Raw genomic sequence first — 17,084 nt, 5'->3', positions numbered from 1 at the left:
GCAGCGGAATGGGCGGAATAACCGTGCAGGGCGTGCCGAGAGGCAGGTCAATAGCCCCGAAAAGCCGGTCGGCCGTCGCCAAAAGAGGCACACATCCAAGGGGATGGAGCCAGATCCTGATTCAATTTCACCGGGGCAGGCTACGGGATCGACACCTCACGCGGTTCGACGAGGATGTCCGCCTCGACCGCCGCGTTGATGAACGTGGCCCTTGCCGCCGAGACTTCTTTCTTTCCCTCGAGCACGGCCAGACAGACCTTGCGGGCAACCATATGCTTTTGCCCGGTCGCAACCGGCCAGCGGTTCAGCAGGATGTCTGCAGCCTGAGCGACCCGCTCCACGTTGAAGATCGAGTTTCGCGATCGGCCGAGCGCAATCCTGACCGGCTCATCGAAACGCTGATCTTGCACGATGCCACTCCCCAAAGTCGGCATTCATCGATTCGCGGCCTTCAACCCCGAGCAATGTGATAGGTTCCGCGCCAAAGGTGCAAGATGTCCGATTCCAGTGGCCAGAAAAATCCCAGGCTGATCGTCGTGGTCGCCTTCGATCGCGGTGAGGATGGCGAGCTGTTCCCAGCCTTTGGACCCGCCGACCAGCAAAGCGAAGACCGCGCTATACGCACCGCCAAGGCTCTGGCGGCAAAGCATGCCGGCGTCATCGCCTGGAGCCGTGAGGCCGATCCGACGCTAGGCGAATACGGCCCGCCGAACACGCTCTTCGTCAGCGGCGACGTACCTGACATGGAGTAATCTGGCGTCAGGATCTGGCCTGCGCTCAACGCCGCAGCCAGAACGGAGACTTCTCAGAAAACACCCGCCTTTCCTTGAAGCTTGATGCAAGCCGGTTCCCTCGCCCATCAAGCAAAAGCCCGCCACGGTGAACCGGAGCGGGCCTTGGAGGAGGACAAGGGGTGGGACCCTCTCCTCTTGTTTCCACGGGGGGGGTGTGGACCGCAATGACCATACGAAAGTTTTGCAGAGTGCAGGATCACAAGCCGGCTTGCCTGCATCACAATCCGGTGCGCGCCGGCATTGGGGGCGCTCACGAGATTGCGATCTGTCGGCGACAACCGGGCGGGCCTGGCTAGATGCGCCCGAGCACGACAAGCACGATGACGATGAGCAGCACGAGCCCGAGGCCGCCGCCGCCATAGTAACCGGTGCCATAAAAAGGGCCGCCGCCGAGGCCGCTGAAGCCGCCAAGCAGCGCAAGGATAAGAATGATGATCAGTATAGTTCCAAGACTCATGGCTTTCAGCTCCCGTTAGCGCTGACGCATTGGGTCGAACATCGCGGCCGCGATGTTCGAAGACGAGAACGTTCCCAAGGCTCTACCGTTCCGTGCGATCGTGGCAACGGAAACGGCCATCCAACGTGATGCAAGCCAGAACTTTGATACCGGCACGCCAATGAACGCGGAAAGCCCGCCAGTGTGGCGGGCCTTCCTACCAGCCGGAGGCCAGGAGCGTGCGGCCGAGCCTCAGGGCCTGTTCGGCACCTCCAGTCCCGGCACCTCCAGCATCAGCGGCGCGCGATCAGGAGGCAGAGTTGCCGTAGGTCGCGGTCGTAGGCGCCTTCGCTGCCGAGCACGTCGACGCAGCGCTTCTTCATCCGCGCCACCTTGCTATCCGACATCTGGGCCACGACACCCGGCAGGCTCGGCCTGCTGGGGTTTGACGGATTGGACGGATTGCTCGGGTTCGACGGATTGGACGGATTGATGCCGCCCCCAATACCCACGCCGGCACCGACGCCGACGCCGCTCGTCCCGCCCACATTGGCGCCGAGGCCGGCAGCAATGCCGCCAGATCCTCCAACATTGGCGCCCGCGCCGGCATTGATGCCATTGCTGCCGCCGACCGAAGCGCCGAGACCAGCATTGACACCGCTCGAGCCGCCGACATTGGCACCGGCCCCGGCCTTTACACCACCGCTGCCGCCCACCGAGGCGCCCACTCCGGCGCTGATGCCGCCACTGCCGCCAACGGAAGCCCCGACGCCGGCATTGACGCCGCCGCTACCACCCACCGAGGCACCAACGCCAAGGCCGATTCCCGCAGCATTGGCGGGCAGGGAAAGGGCTAAGATTACCGCACTACCCGCCAACATGTTGGCGACTGTCTTGATGGTGTGAGCCATAACACTCTCCTGTTGTCGTTGCGCTAAAGCAATTGGCGAGAGGCCGATTGCAAGATCAACTACGCGAGGTGGTGAATTTCAGTTTCAGAGAGAGAATACTCAACCTGAAGCGTGGTATACATCAACAAAATTTCTGAAATAAAATTATAATAAAGTTGGAATAATTTCTCTTTACACTAACAGCGCGTAAGGCCATTGATGATCGGACGTTACTCTGCTCGTCTTTACTGCGAGGCCGTACACCGCACCGGACAGCGCATGAGCCTCTCGCAAGATCAGCAAGACCGCCACGATGATTGCAAGTGGCCAGAGTCTGTCGGCGGATGCGGGAGCGAGAGAGTGCAAGCGTGATTGCAGGCCGAACGATTCTGCGCTGGCCGGCTTGTCAGACGATCCCGTAGAACAGCCTGTAGTGGACGCGCTTCATATAGTCCCGGTATTCCGGCGTCGCGGCTAACAGCGCCTCTTCGCGCAGGATGCGATGAACCTGGAAGAAGGTGATCGCGGCGTAGACAGCAAGATTGTAGAAGGAAAAGGCCGACAGCAGGAACAGGACATGACCGGCAAGGTATCCGGCATAGATCGGGTGCCGCACCAGGCGGTAGGCACCGTCGGTCATCACGCCGCGATTGCCCGGCAGAATGGCGAAAGAACGCCCTAGCGATATCTTCCCCCAGATCACGAACCCCAACGCCAGGACTTGCAGCGGCGCGGCGGCATAGATCGGGATGATGGCCACGCCCGGTTCCAGGTCGATGAAGCCGACACCGAAGCTGGCGACCACCGAAACAACCACCGTCAGCGGGTTCCAGTCGCGTACCTGTGGTCGCCGCGACAGAAGCAGCCAGGTAAAGGTCAGGATCTCTGAAATTGCCACCAGCGCCACATTGATGCGAGTCGGGTCGAGCATCAGGTGATATACGCCGCGGTAGACGAACATGCCCGCGAAGGCCAGCGCGCAGATCCGAAAGAAACCTTCGCGCAAATCCACCAGGATTTCGCGCGTTCGGGCTGCGGACAAAATCCTGCCGTCACTGATGTGCGAAAGCGCCTCGCTTTTTGATATGAGCAATGCAAACACCCCAATGATCCCTCAGGGCGACCTTTGCACGCAACCATTGCCGGGCAGTTAATCAACAAGATCAGATCGGCATTAAACTGGCTGTCGGGGAGCCAGGGCGCCACTCCCAGACGACCTGCTCCACGCGGTCGCCCAGAAAGACTGGCGACCCATCTCATTTGGTTTTGCCAGACTAGCTCAGATAGTCGTTGCGGAAATAGCTCCCGAAATCCGGGCGTTGAGCAACCAGCTTGCCGTCGGCATCACGCAAAATGCCGGACGCGAAGAGATAGCCGCCGATCGCTCCCATCTTGGCCGGATCCATCGTCCCGATGGCGCCGCTTTGGCTGCGCAGATAATGGCCGTCGATCAGCGCCTTCAGTGAGGCGTGGATCAGCGCCGGATTGGTCAACGCATCCTTGTTGGCCGCGATCAGCAGGGCTGCCGCATCTTCGGGGTGATCGACCGCGAACTGGTAGCCGCGCCGCGTCGCCTGGACAAAGGCGGCCGCAGGCTTGGGGTTTGCCTGGAGATAGGCTTCGCTCGAAGAGATCAGTGTCGTGTGCTCGTCAGGCACGCCGTAATCGGCATAGACGAAGCTGCGTTGTTTGACGCCCCTGAGCTCGGCGTCGACACCCTCCCAGGTCGAGACTTCGAGCGTGAAATCGACCGAACCGTTGGCCAGCGCCTCATAGGCTGAGGTGCCGAGCGTCACCGTCTCGAAATTGCCCTTGCCGCCATCATGGCGGATGATGGTCGATATCAGGGCGTTTTCCCAGGCGCTGCCGAAGCCGCCATAGGTCAGGCCGTCGAGGTTTCTCGGGCTTACGATCTCGCTGCGGGCCGCATTGAAGACCACGCGGCCGGTTTCCGATTGCACCACCGCATAGACGCCCTTCAGGTCCGCTCCGGCGGTTCTCTGGGTGAACAGGCTGATGGTGCCGTTGATGCCGAAATCGGCGACGCGATTTGCAACCAGCGTGCCCGCACCGGTATCGCTGTAAGGCAGGATGTCGACCTCGAGCCCGGCCTCGCGATAGAAGCCCTTGTCGCGGGCGACGAACAGTCCGATGTGGTTGGTGTTGACAGTCCAGTCGAGGGCAACGGTGACCTTTTGTGCCGATTGTGCTTGGGCTCGCCCCGATCCGGCAACGAGCGGAAGGCCTGTGGCAAGGGTCAGCAACAACGCCTGCCGGCGCGTCAAGTCAGTCATGATCGTGTCCTTTGGATGGGGTGGCGTTGAGGATGATGTCGAGAATCTCGGCCTCGAGCGTACTTGCCTGGCGCGCGGCATCGCCGCCAAGGCTGCGCGGGCGCGGCAGCGGCACCTTGATTTCACGCACGATGCGGGCCGGGCGCGCCGACAGCACATAGATGCGGTCGGACAGGAACACGGCTTCGCGCACGTCATGGGTGATCAGGAGCGCCGTCCAGCGATGATGCCGCCACATCTGTTCCAGCCAGCGCTGCATGGCCGTGCGGGTCAGCGCGTCGAGAGCGCCGAACGGCTCGTCGAGCAAAAGCATGTCGCGTTGCTGCACCACCGTGCGCAGCAAGGCCGCGCGCTGGCGCATACCGCCGGACAGTTGCGCTGGAAAATGCCGCTCGAAGCCGGCAAGCCCGAATTCGGCAAACAACGGCGCAACGCGCGCCCGCGCCGCCTGTCTCCTCATGCCTTGCACTTCGAGCCCGAGCGTCGCGTTTTCGAGGATGCGCCGCCACGGCATCAGCGCGTCACGCTGCGGCATGAAGGCGAAATGCCTGCCGTGGTCGTCGAGCGGCGCGCCGTCGAACAACATCTCGCCCTCGCCATGCTCGGCGCCGGTCAGGAGCTGGAAGAGTGTCGATTTGCCGGCGCCCGAGGGTCCAAGGATCGAGACGAATTCACCAGCGCCGACGCTAAGCGAAATATCGGCCAGCACGTCGAGCCCACCGAACGCCTTGCGCACATGCCGCAGCTCGAGCCGGTTCATCGCCAGGCCCCCTTCCCGGCGGTTTCCTTGCCGGCCCGCTCCCAGGGCATCGCGAGGCGCTGCAGCAGTACAGTCGACCCGAACAGGACAAGTGTCAGCGCGGCACTCACTCCGACGGCGGCAAGAACCAGGTCAGGACGGAAATTGTTCTTGGCGTTGAGCATGTAGATGCCCAGCCCCTTCGCGGCCCCCGCATATTCGGCGAAGATCGCGCCGACCACGGCGTAGGTGATGGAGATCCTCAAACCAGCGAAGAAATAGGGCAGCGCCGAAGGCAGCCGTGCCAGCACGAAGATGCGCCAGCGCCCTGCCCCCATGGCGCGCAGCATTTGCCCGATCTCGGCCTCGGTCGACTCATAACCCTCGACCAACGCAACCAGCATCGGAAAGAAGGTAACCAGCGCCACCAGCATGATCTTGGGCGCCAGCCCGAAGCCGAACCAGAGCACCACCAGCGGCGCGATCGCCACCAGCGGCAAGGTCTGGCTGACGATTAAGACAGGAAACATCGCACGCCGCAGCGGCTGGAAGAAGTCGACCAGCATTGACAGCACGAAGGCAGCGCTGAGCGAACAGGCAAAGCCGAGCAGCGTGGCGCCGATGGTCGGAATGGCGTTGTCGGCCAGCGCCTGGCGATTGAGCAGCGCTTGCTCGAAAACGCGCGACGGCGCCGGCAGTGTCGTCGGCCTGATGCCGGAATAGGTGGCATAAAGCTCCCACGCCAGCAGGAGCAAACCGACCGAGATCATGGCCGGCATTGCCTTGACAAGAAGGCTCGCGATCGGGCGCGAAGCGACTGATGATGTGGCCACGGGAGATAACCTTTGACGGCAGCGCGAAAGCGCGGCTGGCTCAGACAGCCGACGGGCTGTTGGCCGAGACCGTGACGTCGAGGGTTACGTGGCCGGCGCCTGGTCCGAAGCGGCAGAAGGCCTCGTCCAGCGCCGAAAAGATCGCACCGGCATCACCGCGCAGTTTCGTGCAGAAATGCTTGGAACGCTCATAGACGCCGGACTGCTTGAGAAAATCGATGCAGCCGTAGATCTCGTCCATGTGGTCGTCGGTGCCCATCACATAGAGCGAGAACTGCGCCGCCGCCGGCTGGCCGGTGGCAGCAGCATTGCGCACCGCCGCGATGGCCGCATCCTTGCGCGGGCCGAGTGGCCCAACAGGCCCGCCAAGTGCATCGGAGCGGCAGATCGGATCATCCGGCTCGCCAGGGCACCCGCGCGAGATGGTGGCCGACAACACGCAATGTTTGCCGCTGCGTGCCGCCGCCACGAAGAGGTCGCGCATGGCGGGAAACAGCACTTCGGGCGGCCCGACCAGCAAGGTCGAGATGTCGTCGGTCTCGATCCTGAGCTTGTCGCGCCAGGGATCGAGCGCACCGAGCGCGCCAAGAATGACACCGACGAAATCGTCGGTCATGGGGTATAGGGAAATCTGTGCGCCTGAAAACATCGCCCGCCTCGCTCCGCTGGTATTACCCAGATCAGCTTCTAGGGTCTGTGGGCTTGCCGCCCCCGTCTCAGCCCCGACCGTACGGAGCACCCCTGTGGATGTGCGCCTTAAAGCATCATTCGAGTTCAAGGGAAAGCCGTTTTTTCAGAGCACTGCGCCAAAAGCATTGCGCCAGTCACGGTGCGCCTGTGCGGAATTTTGTCGGGAACCTTCGCCGCTGCGACCGGTTGTCCCCACAGTCGCAACGCGATCACTTTCGTAGAAAACAAGCGACGACTTCACAGAAATGGAGACAAACCATGTTCATGAAAATCCTCGCAGCTTCGGTTCTCACCATTGGTCTGGCCACGTCAGCCATGGCGCAAAGCGCCGGCAGCAACAACGCAAATGGAAGCGGCAGCGGCAAATCGGTGACGGTTGAGCCGAACACGCCGGCTTCACCGAATACGGTCGAGCCGGACACTGTCGACCCGGGCACGACCAACAGCACGACTGGCACGGTAGGAGATATGAATTCAAACGCGGATCAGAATTGCCCGGCAAGTCCGCAGGGGGCGCAGGCAGATGCCAACGGCACCTCCCCGGGCACCACCTCGCCGACAGTCAACGACAACAATTGCGGCAAGTAATCTGCACGCGATCGAACCAAAGCCGCGGAGCACAACCTCCGCGGCTTTGTTCTACCACGACGCGGGGATCGGGGTTTGGTACAACCTTGAACTCTACGAAACCGCCGTCTCGCGAACCGGCAGCTTCCAGCCTGGCCTGACGAAGTGGCAGGTGTATCCGTTGGGATATTTCTCCAGATAGTCCTGATGCTCGGGCTCGGCTTCCCAGAACGGACCAACGGGTGCGACTTCGGTGATGACCTTGCCCGGCCACAGGCCCGAGGCATCGACATCGGCGATGGTGTCCTCGGCGACGCGCTTCTGTTCGTCGCTGGTGTAATAGATCGCCGAGCGATAACTCGTCCCGACATCGTTGCCCTGGCGGTTGCGGGTCGTCGGATCGTGGATCTGGAAAAAGCGTTCCAGCAGCGTGCGATAGCTTATGATGGCCGGATCGAAATTGATCTCGATGGCTTCGGCGTGGGTGCCGTGGTTGCGGTAGGTGGCGTTGGGCACGTCGCCGCCGCTGTAGCCGACACGGGTGGAGATGACGCCGGGATAGCGCCGTATCAAATCCTGCATGCCCCAGAAACAGCCGCCGGCAAGGACTGCACGTTCGGTCGAAGTCGCCATGTCACGTCTCCTCAAAAGCAATTCCAGGAAAAGTGTGTGGCGGTTTTCCGTCTGGAATTGCGTGAAAGCAAGTGGTCTCGCCATAAATGGGCATTGTCACCTGCTTCGTCCAGCGGACGCGGTGGATCTACCTCAATTGCTCGGTTGGGCGAGGCTGTCGATCAAACCCAGTAGCTTCATGCCAGGCGGAATGGCGGCAAAGCTGATCGCCACCGGTGGTGCCCTGAGCGACCAGTCGAAAAGAACGGTCTTGACCGGGATGTTTCCCAGCCACGCCAGCAGCCGAGGTGGCACGCCGCTCCCGGGCCAGACCAGAAGCATGCCGTGATCGCGCAGCCGCTGGCTGGTGATCCAGGGGGCGAGCCGCATGTCGAGGTCTGTGAAGATCGACGGCTTGTCATAGGCGTTGAGGCCCGCCAGCAACGCGATGCGGGTATCGCCGCCGACGATGTCGAGCCGACCGGGCACCGCCGCGTGCCAGACCGCCTCGGCTTCGTCCGAAATCTGCCGCGCTGGCCAGCAGACGGCATCCATGCGCCCGCGCAAATTGCAACTCGTCCAGCGGATGCCCGCATAGGCACCGGACATGCCGAGGATGCAGGCGAACGCGCAGATCGCCAGCCGTCGCAGTTCGACGGCGCCAAGCCGATGACCCAGCAAGGCGATCGCCACAACGCCGACCAGATTGTACATCGGCGCGCCCCACGCCTCGCCGGCGCCGGTAAACAGCGAGGCCACCATGACAAGCACCGCCGGACCAAGCCCCATCCACACGAGATAGGCCAGCGCGCCGCGCTCAATGGGCTGTTCCGGCGCGGGCGAACGCCGCAACAGCCCCGATATCGACAGCACCAGCAATAAGCCGCAGAGCCCCGCCATTTGGACACCGATATAGTAAAGGCGGGCGCGGTGGACCAACACCCATTCATCGCGGCCGGCGACATAGGTCAGCGGCAGGAAATCGATGCGGTAGAGCTGGATGGCCAGTGGCGCGGCGACGGCGAGGAAAACCGCGAGCCCAAGCCAGGGCCAGGGCGTGGCGAGCCGATTGCGTGCCCGCGTGTCCGACAACAGCCAGATCGCCCCGAAGAGCAACAGCAGCCCGGTGGAAAACTTGGCATAGAGCCCGACGCCCGACACCAGTCCGAGCGCCAGCCACCAGCCCGGCCCACCGCTACGGCCCGCACGCCACAGCAGCCAGCAGATTGCGGCCCAGAAGGGCATCTGCGCGTAATCATGATTGAACTGCGGTGTCGGCCAGCCGAAGAAATACAATGACGGCATCAAAAGCACGGCGGCCAGCGCGCGGGTTCTCCCGAGCATGTCGCGGGCCAGCAGGTAGACGAAGACGAAGGTCGCCGAGACGACAAGCTGGGCGAGCAGATATTGCGGCCAGCGGAACGATCCGGTCAGAAGATGGCTGATCTCGAGCAGCCAGCCGGGGAGCTGCGGATGCTTGTAGGTCAAAAGCACCCATTCGCGGCCCCACATGAAACTCTCGACGACGTCGCCGGGCGGGGCGGCATCGACAAGCGCCGGCATCACGGTCCAGCACAGGATCTGCGTCAGGCATAAAAGCGCCAGGCCGGCTTCTGGATAGCGCGTCAGCCCCGGCCAGATCGACGACTGCCACCAGTCGCCTGGAACAGAACTGCCGACCGGCAGCCAACCGTTCATGGTTTCGTCGATTCGCGTCATGCGGTGGATAAATCACACCGGACGGTTTTACGAACAGCCCAGAACTTGAAGCTTACGAAAATGTATACTTGGCCGACCATGGCAAAACCAAGATTGAGGCAGAGTTTCGCGCCACCATGCCGCCTCTCCCGTCATCACACGCCAGCAAGACAACAATGGAACACGCCATCCCGCAGCACCCTGAACATGCCGGGCATGGCGCCTTGGGCGTGATCGCGGCAGGCGTCGCCTACGCCTGACCGGTTACCGTCCCCAAAAAGCATCCAGGATTTGAAAAATGCGCCACCACCACGCCGTCATTCACTACCGTGCGCTCGATTTCTGGATGGCCCGTGCGGCCGTTCTCGTCATCATCTGCCTGCAGCTTCTGGTCATCAACAATCTCTCATTCGGGCCGCGCTGGGTGGCGCCCGCGCTGGAGGCGGCCCTGCTGCTGCCCTTGTCGGTGGCCACCGCCTGGACGCAGGCCGCCACCCGAAAGGCGGTCGAGGACCACGAGTGGCATGCGATCGGCCAGTTTCGGGTCATGATCCGCAGAACAGCCCTGACCATGACCGCCATCATCAGCATCATCAATTGCGGTTCGCTGGTCCTGCTGGTGCGTGCCTTGCTGGAGGGCCATGCCGGCAGTAGCGGTACGACGCTGCTGATCGACGCGCTCAACATCTGGGTCACCAACGTCACCGTTTTTGCCTTGTGGTTCTGGAGCACCGACCGCGGCGGTCCGCCGACCTGCGGCCTCGTCAAGCTCGCACAGGCCGATTTCCTGTTCGCGCAGATGACGTTGAACGACCGTGAGCTTCGAGATTGGCTGCCCGGCTTCGTCGATTATTTCTTCCTCGCCTTCACCAATGCGACCGCATTTTCGCCGACCGATACCTTGCCACTCTCCCAGCGCGCCAAGCTGCTGATGATGGCCGAGGCCATGATCTCGCTGCTGACCATCGCGCTGGTCGCGGCACGCGCGGTCAACATTCTGGCTTGATTAGGCCAAAACGCAAAAATGGCCCGCCCGGCGAACCGGAACGGGCTATTTTGGGTTGTCTTCGATGGTTCGATGCCGCGGGAAACGTGCCTCGGCAATTCCGCCAAGCAATCGCCGCCGCACCAGCTATTCGTCCCGCGCGCGGCTGACTCTCCGCACCACGAACTCGAACAGGACGTCCGAAATCCACATGGCGCAGACGCCGATCAGGAAGGCGGCCGCCAGCGTGGTGGTGTCGTCGGCGGGAGCGGGCATCGGTAGGCCGGCGATCCTGGCGTAGGAAACCGCCGGCAGCGTCAGATAGGCCGCCGCAAGCGCGCCGCAGATCGGCGAGGCCACCATTTCGCGCAGCTTGTAGCGATGCCGCGACAGCGCGCGCAGAACGCCGCCGGCGAGGCCCGCCGCCACGACCGGTCCCTTGATGCCGAGCAGGTCGAAAAGATCGTTCATCATGGCCTCCAGCCGCAAAGCTTCTGGCCCTTTTCGTTGTGAGCCAGGATCGCCGCCACCGACGCGTCGGAAAGGGTCGCCGCCTCCGCCCTTGTCGGCCGGAGGGGATGCCCGGCCGCGCAGAACGACCCGCCTGATGTGGTGCAGCCGGCCAGCAGCAGCGAGAGCGCTATGATTTTGACCATCTGGCCAGCCTCCCTCTGTTGTCTTCCGGCGTCCGGCCGGCGACGGCATCGTCGATCTTCTGGGCTTCGGTGCGCGCCGCGGCGTCGGCGGCATCCTGCCTGGCCTTCTGGCTGGCCTTGCCCTTGGCATAGGCCGTCCAGACACCGGCAAGCGCGGCGCCAATTGCCAGAAGATACGGCCAGGCCTGGCCGAGCAGCGCGAGGGCGAGTGTTCCCATCTCATGTCTCCTTGGCCGGCGGCGCGACCATGCCGCGCGGGCCGTCACGGACTGCGTTGATGATGATCTTGGCCAGGGCAATGACGCCGCTGATCTGAAGCGCGGTGCGGTCGCTCACCCCGAGCAGCGTCCAGTCGAAGCCGGCGAGTGCGCCGCCGCAGATGATGGCGATCAGCGTGTTGAGGAGATTGTGCAGCGCATTGGTGTTGAACCATCTCATCGAAACAGGCTCCCGAAAAGAGCGGCGACCTGATGCCGGAAGGCAGCGAGCGCTCCGGCCAGGAGAACGAGGATGCCGGCCGCGGCAGCCGCCTTGCCGCCGGGCGCCGGCGGCACGGGCTGGATCGACGACGCCCCATTGGGCGATGTTTCGACCCTGGGCGGCGCCGGCGCGGTCACCGGTGCCGCGGGGCGCTGCGCCGACATCAGCAGGGCCTGAACCCGCACTGACTTGACCCGATCCGACCAGCCGCGCCCGAATGTTGCCCATGTCGGCAACCGCTTGAGGAACGCCAGCCGCGCATCGCAAAGCGCATCGATGGTCACACCGGCCGGCTTTGCCTTGGCCGCCGCGACGGTGACCGGTCCGATCCGCCCGTCCTGCGCAACGCCGACGGCCGCCTGCAAATATTTGGCCGCCCGGCCAGGCCCGCTGTTGACGGCGAAATCGAACACAGCGTGGTCGACGCCATCGGGCAATTCGGCGCCGAGCACAGCGTCCCAGTAGAAGCGGCGATAGACGGTGGCGACCTGCGCGTCGCTGATCGCACGCAGATCCGCCTTCGTCGCGTCGGCCTTCACATAGCGACGGAAGCTGGCAAGCGTCACGCCCTTCATGGTGGCGCCACCGGGGTCAGCCGGATTGTCCGACCAGCCGCCTTCCGATTTGAGAACAAGCGCAAGCGCCCGCGCGAAGTTGCGGTCCATGGTGGTTTTCCTTCTTCGGATGATTTGGCTATGGTCGGCGCCGGGGAGCGGGCTGATGGATGATGAGCGACGCAAGGACCTAGTGATACTCGCCGCGCCGTGGGCTAAGCACAGCGCTAAGTTTCGTGCGAACGCAGCGGCGAAGGCTGGCGAAATCAGAACCCACGACGGCGGGCTCTTGCTTGTCTACGACGGCGGGTGGGAAGTCATTCGACCCGGCGACAGCAACGCGGAACTGGCTGACAACCCGAGCGCCCGCCGTCCCTGCCGGCTTACGGGACGGGGAACCTCCCATTGCTCTCAGGCTGTCTGGTTTGTCTGGTTTGTCTGGAACAGGTACGACCCTCTGAGGGTGCATACCCATGCCGAGCGGCGCAGCCTACATAAGGTTGACGATGGCGCTCGCACTATTTGGCCCTTGGTAGCGAGCCGCGACGGTTCTTCGGTTGGCTGCGAAAATTCCGGCAATTCTTGCGGAACGGCTATAGCCGATAGCCGACGAACCGGCCTGCGAAGAAGGGTCGGCAAGATCGTCTTTACCCGACGCGCCGCAAGAACGGATAGTTCCCGGGATCAAGCATTGATCTCAGACCCAAGCGAGGCAAAGTTATTCGGGAACACAGGGTCACGACCACCACCGGCAGCAGCAGCATCGGCATCATCGCCACTCGATTGTAATAAGGCAGGCCGCTCGCTGCCATGTAGATCACGGTCATGACAATGCAGTATTTAGCCAAGCGCGCATCCGATTGCTTTTCGGCCTTTTGAAGCAGCAGGACGCTCACGACGCACTGAAACAGTGAGTAGTAGAAGAACAGCGCCTTGTAGCCCACCTGATAAGTCAAGAACGCGTCGGTTGAGTACTGGGTGTAAAGCCCAGTCCATAAGAGGATCGGGGTGACGATCATCCCAGATAGAACAGTGATGTAATCGGTGACATAGCCGACGAACGTCAGGACAACGACCGCGACAAACAGCTTGCCGGACCTCGGCAAGAAGTCGGTGAGGATGTACACGCTCACGAACAATGCGGCGCTGTAATGGCTACCTATAGCGAGCGCCGCGAAGAGGACGGCCCAACGTTTTTGTTGATAATTCACCGCCCGAAAAAAGGTGAGAATGAATATCAGCGAAAACCCTTGCCTTAGCGTGTTTTGCCCGAGCTGTTCAAACCATGGCAGCATGATGAAGGCCACGGTAGCTAGTGCGCCAAGAAGCACATTGTTGCTCTGCCGGGAGGCATAGAAGAAATAGGCTGCGATCATCATCATGCTGTTTGCCAGCATGCTGTCGGAGAGCGAAAATCCCAGGTTTGCATACATCCAATGCATTGCTAGGAACACGCGCTCGTGCTCTACAGATGTCACATAGAGGACAAAGCCAGTTCGCGTCGCATAGGAGAAACCACGCGAATAGCTGACGATGTCGCCATCGGCTGTGTATGCCACGTAATTGGCATAGTCAGTCCTCGAAACCGCAAATAGCATCACTGGCACTAAGCAGGCCAGTGCCGGGAACCAATTCTGACGAACGGGCCGCATTCGAAGGACTCTCTCGTATAGCGATGGCTGCAACCATTGCTCATCTCTTGCAATTTAATCAATGCCCTTGGCGCCGTCGATACGCGTTATTGACGTTCCTTGCTTGGCTAGCCGCTCCTTGATATGGGTCTGCGCTCGTGCTGCTGGCGAGGATGGACCATGATCGAAAGAGGCGCCAAGGACAAAGACGCCCCATTCGATGAAGAAGCTGAGCTTCAGATCATGACCAACGAGATGGTATGGTTGGCGATCATCGTGCTTGGCCCGACCGCAACCTATTTCGTCTACCTGTGGATCGTCCTGCTGTTCAGCGCGCTTCGGTAGCCGATCAATACTCGATATAGTCGACCGTCACGCCAAGCCCGGACAGAGCGATGCCGGACCCGGCAGAGTTGGAGTTGAGGATCAACACGTCCCCAGGCTCCAGATATGCGCCGGCCGGGCTCGCAGTGACCCCGGCATCTCGCGACACAAAGGCAGTGAACCCGGTTGCGGTCGTGTCGATTGTCGCAGCGTTTGCAGATGAGCCCGCCCGATACCGCCGCAGGATGAGGTTCCGGTAGTTGGAGCCGCTTGCGGCAACGTCGGCGAGCACCTGATAGCTGGCCCGTGCGACAAGGCACCGACGCCGCGCGACGAACACGCACTTGTTCACGGTGCCGGTCGCCGAGTAGTCGCCCGCGATCGCCGTGATGCTCTCGCCGAACGTGTGCTTCTGCGCATCCCCTTGAAAAGTGACGGTGCCCCTGACGCGGTTGTTTTTGCCCCACCGGATGGAGTAGGGGTGGAGGAGATATTCCCACCTTACCAGCCCCTCAATGGTACGCCAGACAGCCGTGCCGTCGGCAATCCGCTGGTCGGTTCCGCTCGGGCCACCCGACGCCGCAGAGGTGCCGGCCGTCATGCAGATAAAGTAGGCACTCCCATTCCTCCGCACAGCATCAACCGCATAAGGTGTTAAGGCAGCCCACGCGGCAATGGATGCGCTGCCATCGTCAGTCACGGACAGTGCCGTCCCGGTTGGTCCCCCGCTGCTTGCCGAACGGCCCTCGGTGGTCGCACGGTAGAAATTTCCCCCGTTCGTCACCATGGCGTTGCGCTTGTAGATCGTGTCGGCAGCCCACGAGGCAATTGCGGTGCTGTCCCCATTGAGGTTCACGCTGCCCTCAATGTCGCACTCATCGACGGTAGCGCAACCCGCTCGCTGGTGTAGCGCGGTGATGACAAGGTCAGCCTGGGTTGATCCTGAAGTGTTGTTGCCCCGAGTGATAAGGCGACGCACTTTTACGCTCGATGGGGATTGAATACTGATGCCACCTTTATCGGAAGCCTCGATGCGCATTCCATCGATGTCGATATCAAGGTCTGACCACCCTATCTGATCGGCGTTGGCTACGCTTGAAAAGCAAGTAAAGGCGTGGTTGAAACCGCAGATCGCACGATAGGACGTTATGTCCTTGAGCTTCAGGTTGACGGCTTCGCGGATCCAGAAATACCCATGATCATCAAGCGTGATGTTCTGTAGCGTGATGTCCTGCACCGGACCCGTGCCTGCATGGCCGCCAGCCGCCCAATCCCACCCGATGTAGAAGGCAGGGGCCGTGGTCGAGCCGATGGCCGAGCCGCTGATGTTGGACAAAATAATGCGCTTGCTGACCTGAAAATTTCTGACAGCAGTACCGGCCACGTACTCTGCAAAAGTATCTGGCGTCGTCGTCTTGTAGTTGATGGTCGCGATGTTGCCGGTGTTGTGGACCGAGAAATCGCCGATCGACGCATCGATCTGGTCGTTGATATCTATGCACTGGTTAACGCGCGCGACCGATTTAAAGACCCCGCCTCGGATCACGACAAGCTGGCTTGTGCCGTCGAGATCGATCGCCTCCGAGAAGTCCTCGAAAATGAAGTTGGTCATCACGAAGCTGTCGACATAGCGGACATTAAATCCGCCTGTCATTTTCTGGTGACGATGGCCGTTCACCTGCACGTTCTTGCTGTTCTGAATGTGGGTATAATAGCCGCGACGGCCGCCACTCGACTCGGCCTTGGTGTTGATAAACCGCAGACCATCAACGCCCACGGCGTAAAGGAAACGCTGGTTGCTGTTCGTCGCGTCGCCGTCATTGTTGGAATCGAAGGTGACGCCGTCGAACGCGATATTCTTGCGTGCGCCGACTGCCATATTTTTGTCGGTCGAGAAGACCGGTTGAATGTCGGTAGCGACAACACTTGCCCGGCTCACGCCATGCAGCACTGCTTCATGTCCGCTGAAGGTGACATTGTCGGCGGTCAGTGCCACCGCGCGATAGACATTGGCAGTGGTGTTGCCGAGCGTGAATGGCGAGACCGAGCCGGGCACCATCTTGTAGATGCCGGACGGAAACTCTACGCCGCCCGAACCCAGATTGTGCGCGGTCTGCACGGCTGCGGCATCATCAGTCGAGTTGTTTTTCCGGGCACCCTTCTGCGAAGCTGTCGGCGTGTCAGAGAGCGTGTATCCGACGACCGTCACGCCATCGTGCAAGGTGATCACGAGGTCGCCGGTCGTCGTGCCATTTTTGCGATAGACGCCGCCGCTGCCTGCCACCTGGTTGCCGTCGTAGAATGCCGTGCGGATGTAGTCGGGCGCGACATCCGGCGAGAATGCTTCAGCCGTCGCTTTGGTAGCGAACTGAGGATCCATGACGGTCGTCATAGCGCCCGTTACGAGACCGAGAATTTCCTGTGCCGCCTCCTGAAGATCGCCGACGGCGTCGTCGGAGAGGTAGAAGCTGATCACGATATTGTCAGTCCCGATCACCGGGTTATCGGTCTGAAAAGCGTAGACCTTGCTGGAGTTCGAGTTGCCCTGCTGGACATGCACCGTCGTTCCCTTCTGCATGGTGCGCCCGGTGCGGGCATCGGCAGCGCGGAACCATCGGCCTTCGCTGACCGTATAGATACCGTTCTGCGTCTGGTCGGCCTGGTCCTTGACCAGCACGCGGTCGCCCACCTCCGTCGCCACCCCGTCGATGGTCTGAAGGCCGGAAAGCGCAATGCTGGCGGTCGTCGCCAGGCGAACAGGTTCGCGCTCGCCGGTCAGAAGGCGAACGGCGGCGGCTGAAGATCGGGCCATGCTGGCGTGCTCCATGAAAAAAGCCCCGCGAAGCGAGGCTGAAAAGAGATTTTGGTCTTGAGATAGAGGAGGCAGGCCTTTGGATCAGC

Annotated in this window: 22 protein-coding genes and 1 riboswitch; of the genes, 5 read left to right on the top strand and 17 right to left on the bottom strand. The window is 61.7% G+C overall.

The window, feature by feature from the left end; translation table 11 throughout:
* Positions 1-140 precede the first annotated feature (140 nt).
* Complete coding sequence (locus tag EJ079_RS20000) at positions 141-410, bottom strand: DUF982 domain-containing protein (RefSeq protein ID WP_127809900.1); 270 nt, start codon at positions 408-410, stop codon at positions 141-143.
* A gap of 84 nt (positions 411-494) precedes the next feature.
* On the opposite strand from EJ079_RS20000, the gene EJ079_RS19995 reads away from it, so the two are divergent.
* On the top strand, positions 495-752 hold the full coding sequence (locus tag EJ079_RS19995; RefSeq protein WP_127268781.1) for a hypothetical protein: 258 nt from the start codon (positions 495-497) through the stop codon (positions 750-752).
* A gap of 334 nt (positions 753-1,086) precedes the next feature.
* Here EJ079_RS19995 and EJ079_RS19990 read toward each other — a convergent pair whose 3' ends face one another.
* The 7 genes from EJ079_RS19990 to EJ079_RS19960 all read right to left on the bottom strand — a co-directional run bounded on the left by EJ079_RS19990 (position 1,087) and on the right by EJ079_RS19960 (position 6,635).
* A complete protein-coding gene (locus EJ079_RS19990) occupies positions 1,087-1,251 on the bottom strand; it encodes a DUF3309 family protein (protein WP_127382248.1) in 165 nt (54 codons plus the stop codon).
* A 272-nt stretch (positions 1,252-1,523) separates the two neighbouring features.
* A complete protein-coding gene (locus EJ079_RS19985; protein WP_127809899.1) occupies positions 1,524-2,141 on the bottom strand; it encodes a hypothetical protein in 618 nt (205 codons plus the stop codon).
* 385 nt (positions 2,142-2,526) lie between these two features.
* On the bottom strand, positions 2,527-3,222 hold the full coding sequence (locus tag EJ079_RS19980) for an isoprenylcysteine carboxylmethyltransferase family protein (protein ID WP_127809898.1): 696 nt from the start codon (positions 3,220-3,222) through the stop codon (positions 2,527-2,529).
* Positions 3,223-3,394: 172 nt separating this feature from the next.
* Positions 3,395-4,414: an ABC transporter substrate-binding protein gene (locus EJ079_RS19975; RefSeq protein ID WP_127809897.1), complete on the bottom strand. Its 1,020-nt coding sequence runs from the start codon at positions 4,412-4,414 to the stop codon at positions 3,395-3,397.
* Complete coding sequence (locus EJ079_RS19970; protein ID WP_127398783.1) at positions 4,407-5,174, bottom strand: ABC transporter ATP-binding protein; 768 nt, start codon at positions 5,172-5,174, stop codon at positions 4,407-4,409. The genes EJ079_RS19975 and EJ079_RS19970 overlap by 8 nt, the downstream gene beginning before the upstream one ends.
* Positions 5,171-5,932, bottom strand: coding sequence for an ABC transporter permease (locus tag EJ079_RS19965; RefSeq protein WP_174800358.1), 762 nt, complete (start codon positions 5,930-5,932; stop codon positions 5,171-5,173). Before EJ079_RS19965 ends, EJ079_RS19970 begins: the two co-directional genes overlap by 4 nt.
* Before the next feature lie 94 nt (positions 5,933-6,026).
* The gene (locus EJ079_RS19960) at positions 6,027-6,635 is read right to left on the bottom strand and encodes a YkoF family thiamine/hydroxymethylpyrimidine-binding protein (protein ID WP_127382253.1); all 609 of its coding nucleotides are present in this window, start codon (positions 6,633-6,635) and stop codon (positions 6,027-6,029) included.
* A riboswitch (TPP riboswitch) is annotated at positions 6,626-6,739 on the bottom strand. Its footprint overlaps the gene before it by 10 nt.
* A gap of 195 nt (positions 6,740-6,934) precedes the next feature.
* Between EJ079_RS19960 and EJ079_RS19955 the strand changes: the two genes are divergently transcribed.
* On the top strand, positions 6,935-7,264 hold the full coding sequence (locus EJ079_RS19955; RefSeq protein ID WP_127398906.1) for a hypothetical protein: 330 nt from the start codon (positions 6,935-6,937) through the stop codon (positions 7,262-7,264).
* A 93-nt stretch (positions 7,265-7,357) separates the two neighbouring features.
* Here the strand turns inward: EJ079_RS19955 and msrA are convergent, their stop codons facing one another.
* Both msrA and EJ079_RS19945 read right to left on the bottom strand, forming a co-directional pair.
* Positions 7,358-7,876, bottom strand: coding sequence for a peptide-methionine (S)-S-oxide reductase MsrA (msrA, locus tag EJ079_RS19950; protein WP_127272383.1), 519 nt, complete (start codon positions 7,874-7,876; stop codon positions 7,358-7,360).
* 132 nt (positions 7,877-8,008) lie between these two features.
* Positions 8,009-9,574, bottom strand: a complete 1,566-nt coding sequence (locus EJ079_RS19945; protein ID WP_245481711.1) for a glycosyltransferase family 39 protein — start codon at positions 9,572-9,574, stop codon at positions 8,009-8,011.
* Positions 9,575-9,642: 68 nt separating this feature from the next.
* Between EJ079_RS19945 and EJ079_RS33375 the strand changes: the two genes are divergently transcribed.
* On the top strand, positions 9,643-9,813 hold the full coding sequence (locus EJ079_RS33375; RefSeq protein WP_164762750.1) for a hypothetical protein: 171 nt from the start codon (positions 9,643-9,645) through the stop codon (positions 9,811-9,813).
* Between the two features lie 38 nt (positions 9,814-9,851).
* A complete protein-coding gene (locus tag EJ079_RS19940) occupies positions 9,852-10,559 on the top strand; it encodes a hypothetical protein (protein ID WP_127809896.1) in 708 nt (235 codons plus the stop codon).
* Between the two features lie 126 nt (positions 10,560-10,685).
* On the opposite strand, the gene EJ079_RS19935 is transcribed toward EJ079_RS19940, so the two are convergent.
* The 6 genes from EJ079_RS19935 to EJ079_RS19910 all read right to left on the bottom strand — a co-directional run bounded on the left by EJ079_RS19935 (position 10,686) and on the right by EJ079_RS19910 (position 13,880).
* On the bottom strand, positions 10,686-11,009 hold the full coding sequence (locus tag EJ079_RS19935) for a hypothetical protein (protein WP_127399487.1): 324 nt from the start codon (positions 11,007-11,009) through the stop codon (positions 10,686-10,688).
* Complete coding sequence (locus EJ079_RS19930) at positions 11,009-11,194, bottom strand: hypothetical protein (protein WP_127271123.1); 186 nt, start codon at positions 11,192-11,194, stop codon at positions 11,009-11,011. The genes EJ079_RS19935 and EJ079_RS19930 overlap by 1 nt, the downstream gene beginning before the upstream one ends.
* Positions 11,179-11,412, bottom strand: a complete 234-nt coding sequence (locus EJ079_RS19925) for a hypothetical protein (protein ID WP_127809895.1) — start codon at positions 11,410-11,412, stop codon at positions 11,179-11,181. The genes EJ079_RS19930 and EJ079_RS19925 overlap by 16 nt, the downstream gene beginning before the upstream one ends.
* A gap of 1 nt (position 11,413) precedes the next feature.
* Entirely contained in the window at positions 11,414-11,632 is a 219-nt protein-coding gene (locus EJ079_RS19920) for a hypothetical protein (protein WP_127809894.1), read from the bottom strand.
* Positions 11,629-12,339 (bottom strand): glycosyl hydrolase 108 family protein, encoded by a 711-nt coding sequence (locus tag EJ079_RS19915; protein ID WP_127809893.1) that lies wholly within the window; start codon positions 12,337-12,339, stop codon positions 11,629-11,631. The genes EJ079_RS19920 and EJ079_RS19915 overlap by 4 nt, the downstream gene beginning before the upstream one ends.
* Before the next feature lie 536 nt (positions 12,340-12,875).
* Complete coding sequence (locus EJ079_RS19910) at positions 12,876-13,880, bottom strand: EpsG family protein (RefSeq protein WP_127809892.1); 1,005 nt, start codon at positions 13,878-13,880, stop codon at positions 12,876-12,878.
* 159 nt (positions 13,881-14,039) lie between these two features.
* Here EJ079_RS19910 and EJ079_RS33370 point away from each other — a divergent pair, with 159 nt between their 5' ends.
* Complete coding sequence (locus EJ079_RS33370) at positions 14,040-14,204, top strand: hypothetical protein (RefSeq protein ID WP_164873823.1); 165 nt, start codon at positions 14,040-14,042, stop codon at positions 14,202-14,204.
* A gap of 4 nt (positions 14,205-14,208) precedes the next feature.
* On the opposite strand, the gene EJ079_RS33365 is transcribed toward EJ079_RS33370, so the two are convergent.
* Positions 14,209-17,010 (bottom strand): hypothetical protein, encoded by a 2,802-nt coding sequence (locus tag EJ079_RS33365; RefSeq protein WP_164873822.1) that lies wholly within the window; start codon positions 17,008-17,010, stop codon positions 14,209-14,211.
* Positions 17,011-17,084 lie beyond the last annotated feature (74 nt).

Origin of the sequence: Mesorhizobium sp. M7A.F.Ce.TU.012.03.2.1, assembly GCF_004006095.1 — a bacterium.
In the GTDB taxonomy this organism is placed as follows: domain Bacteria; phylum Pseudomonadota; class Alphaproteobacteria; order Rhizobiales; family Rhizobiaceae; genus Mesorhizobium.
The sequence above is the reverse complement of the archived record's forward strand: the minus strand, read 5'-3'. Positions and strand labels throughout refer to the sequence as shown.

What these genes read in the sequence shown, in the direction of transcription:
- EJ079_RS19995 (WP_127268781.1), top strand. Translation starts at nt 495, where the DNA reads ATGTCCGATTCCAGTGGCCAGAAAAATCCCAGGCTGATCGTCGTGGTC.
- EJ079_RS19990 (WP_127382248.1), bottom strand. Translation starts at nt 1,251, where the DNA reads ATGAGTCTTGGAACTATACTGATCATCATTCTTATCCTTGCGCTGCTT.
- EJ079_RS19985 (WP_127809899.1), bottom strand. Translation starts at nt 2,141, where the DNA reads ATGGCTCACACCATCAAGACAGTCGCCAACATGTTGGCGGGTAGTGCG.
- EJ079_RS19975 (WP_127809897.1), bottom strand. Translation starts at nt 4,414, where the DNA reads ATGACTGACTTGACGCGCCGGCAGGCGTTGTTGCTGACCCTTGCCACA.
- EJ079_RS19970 (WP_127398783.1), bottom strand. Translation starts at nt 5,174, where the DNA reads ATGAACCGGCTCGAGCTGCGGCATGTGCGCAAGGCGTTCGGTGGGCTC.
- EJ079_RS19965 (WP_174800358.1), bottom strand. Translation starts at nt 5,932, where the DNA reads ATGCCGGCCATGATCTCGGTCGGTTTGCTCCTGCTGGCGTGGGAGCTT.
- EJ079_RS19960 (WP_127382253.1), bottom strand. Translation starts at nt 6,635, where the DNA reads ATGTTTTCAGGCGCACAGATTTCCCTATACCCCATGACCGACGATTTC.
- EJ079_RS19955 (WP_127398906.1), top strand. Translation starts at nt 6,935, where the DNA reads ATGTTCATGAAAATCCTCGCAGCTTCGGTTCTCACCATTGGTCTGGCC.
- msrA (WP_127272383.1), bottom strand. Translation starts at nt 7,876, where the DNA reads ATGGCGACTTCGACCGAACGTGCAGTCCTTGCCGGCGGCTGTTTCTGG.
- EJ079_RS19945 (WP_245481711.1), bottom strand. Translation starts at nt 9,574, where the DNA reads ATGACGCGAATCGACGAAACCATGAACGGTTGGCTGCCGGTCGGCAGT.
- EJ079_RS19940 (WP_127809896.1), top strand. Translation starts at nt 9,852, where the DNA reads ATGCGCCACCACCACGCCGTCATTCACTACCGTGCGCTCGATTTCTGG.
- EJ079_RS19935 (WP_127399487.1), bottom strand. Translation starts at nt 11,009, where the DNA reads ATGAACGATCTTTTCGACCTGCTCGGCATCAAGGGACCGGTCGTGGCG.
- EJ079_RS19930 (WP_127271123.1), bottom strand. Translation starts at nt 11,194, where the DNA reads ATGGTCAAAATCATAGCGCTCTCGCTGCTGCTGGCCGGCTGCACCACA.
- EJ079_RS19925 (WP_127809895.1), bottom strand. Translation starts at nt 11,412, where the DNA reads ATGGGAACACTCGCCCTCGCGCTGCTCGGCCAGGCCTGGCCGTATCTT.
- EJ079_RS19920 (WP_127809894.1), bottom strand. Translation starts at nt 11,632, where the DNA reads ATGAGATGGTTCAACACCAATGCGCTGCACAATCTCCTCAACACGCTG.
- EJ079_RS19915 (WP_127809893.1), bottom strand. Translation starts at nt 12,339, where the DNA reads ATGGACCGCAACTTCGCGCGGGCGCTTGCGCTTGTTCTCAAATCGGAA.
- EJ079_RS19910 (WP_127809892.1), bottom strand. Translation starts at nt 13,880, where the DNA reads ATGCGGCCCGTTCGTCAGAATTGGTTCCCGGCACTGGCCTGCTTAGTG.
- EJ079_RS33370 (WP_164873823.1), top strand. Translation starts at nt 14,040, where the DNA reads ATGATCGAAAGAGGCGCCAAGGACAAAGACGCCCCATTCGATGAAGAA.
- EJ079_RS33365 (WP_164873822.1), bottom strand. Translation starts at nt 17,010, where the DNA reads ATGGAGCACGCCAGCATGGCCCGATCTTCAGCCGCCGCCGTTCGCCTT.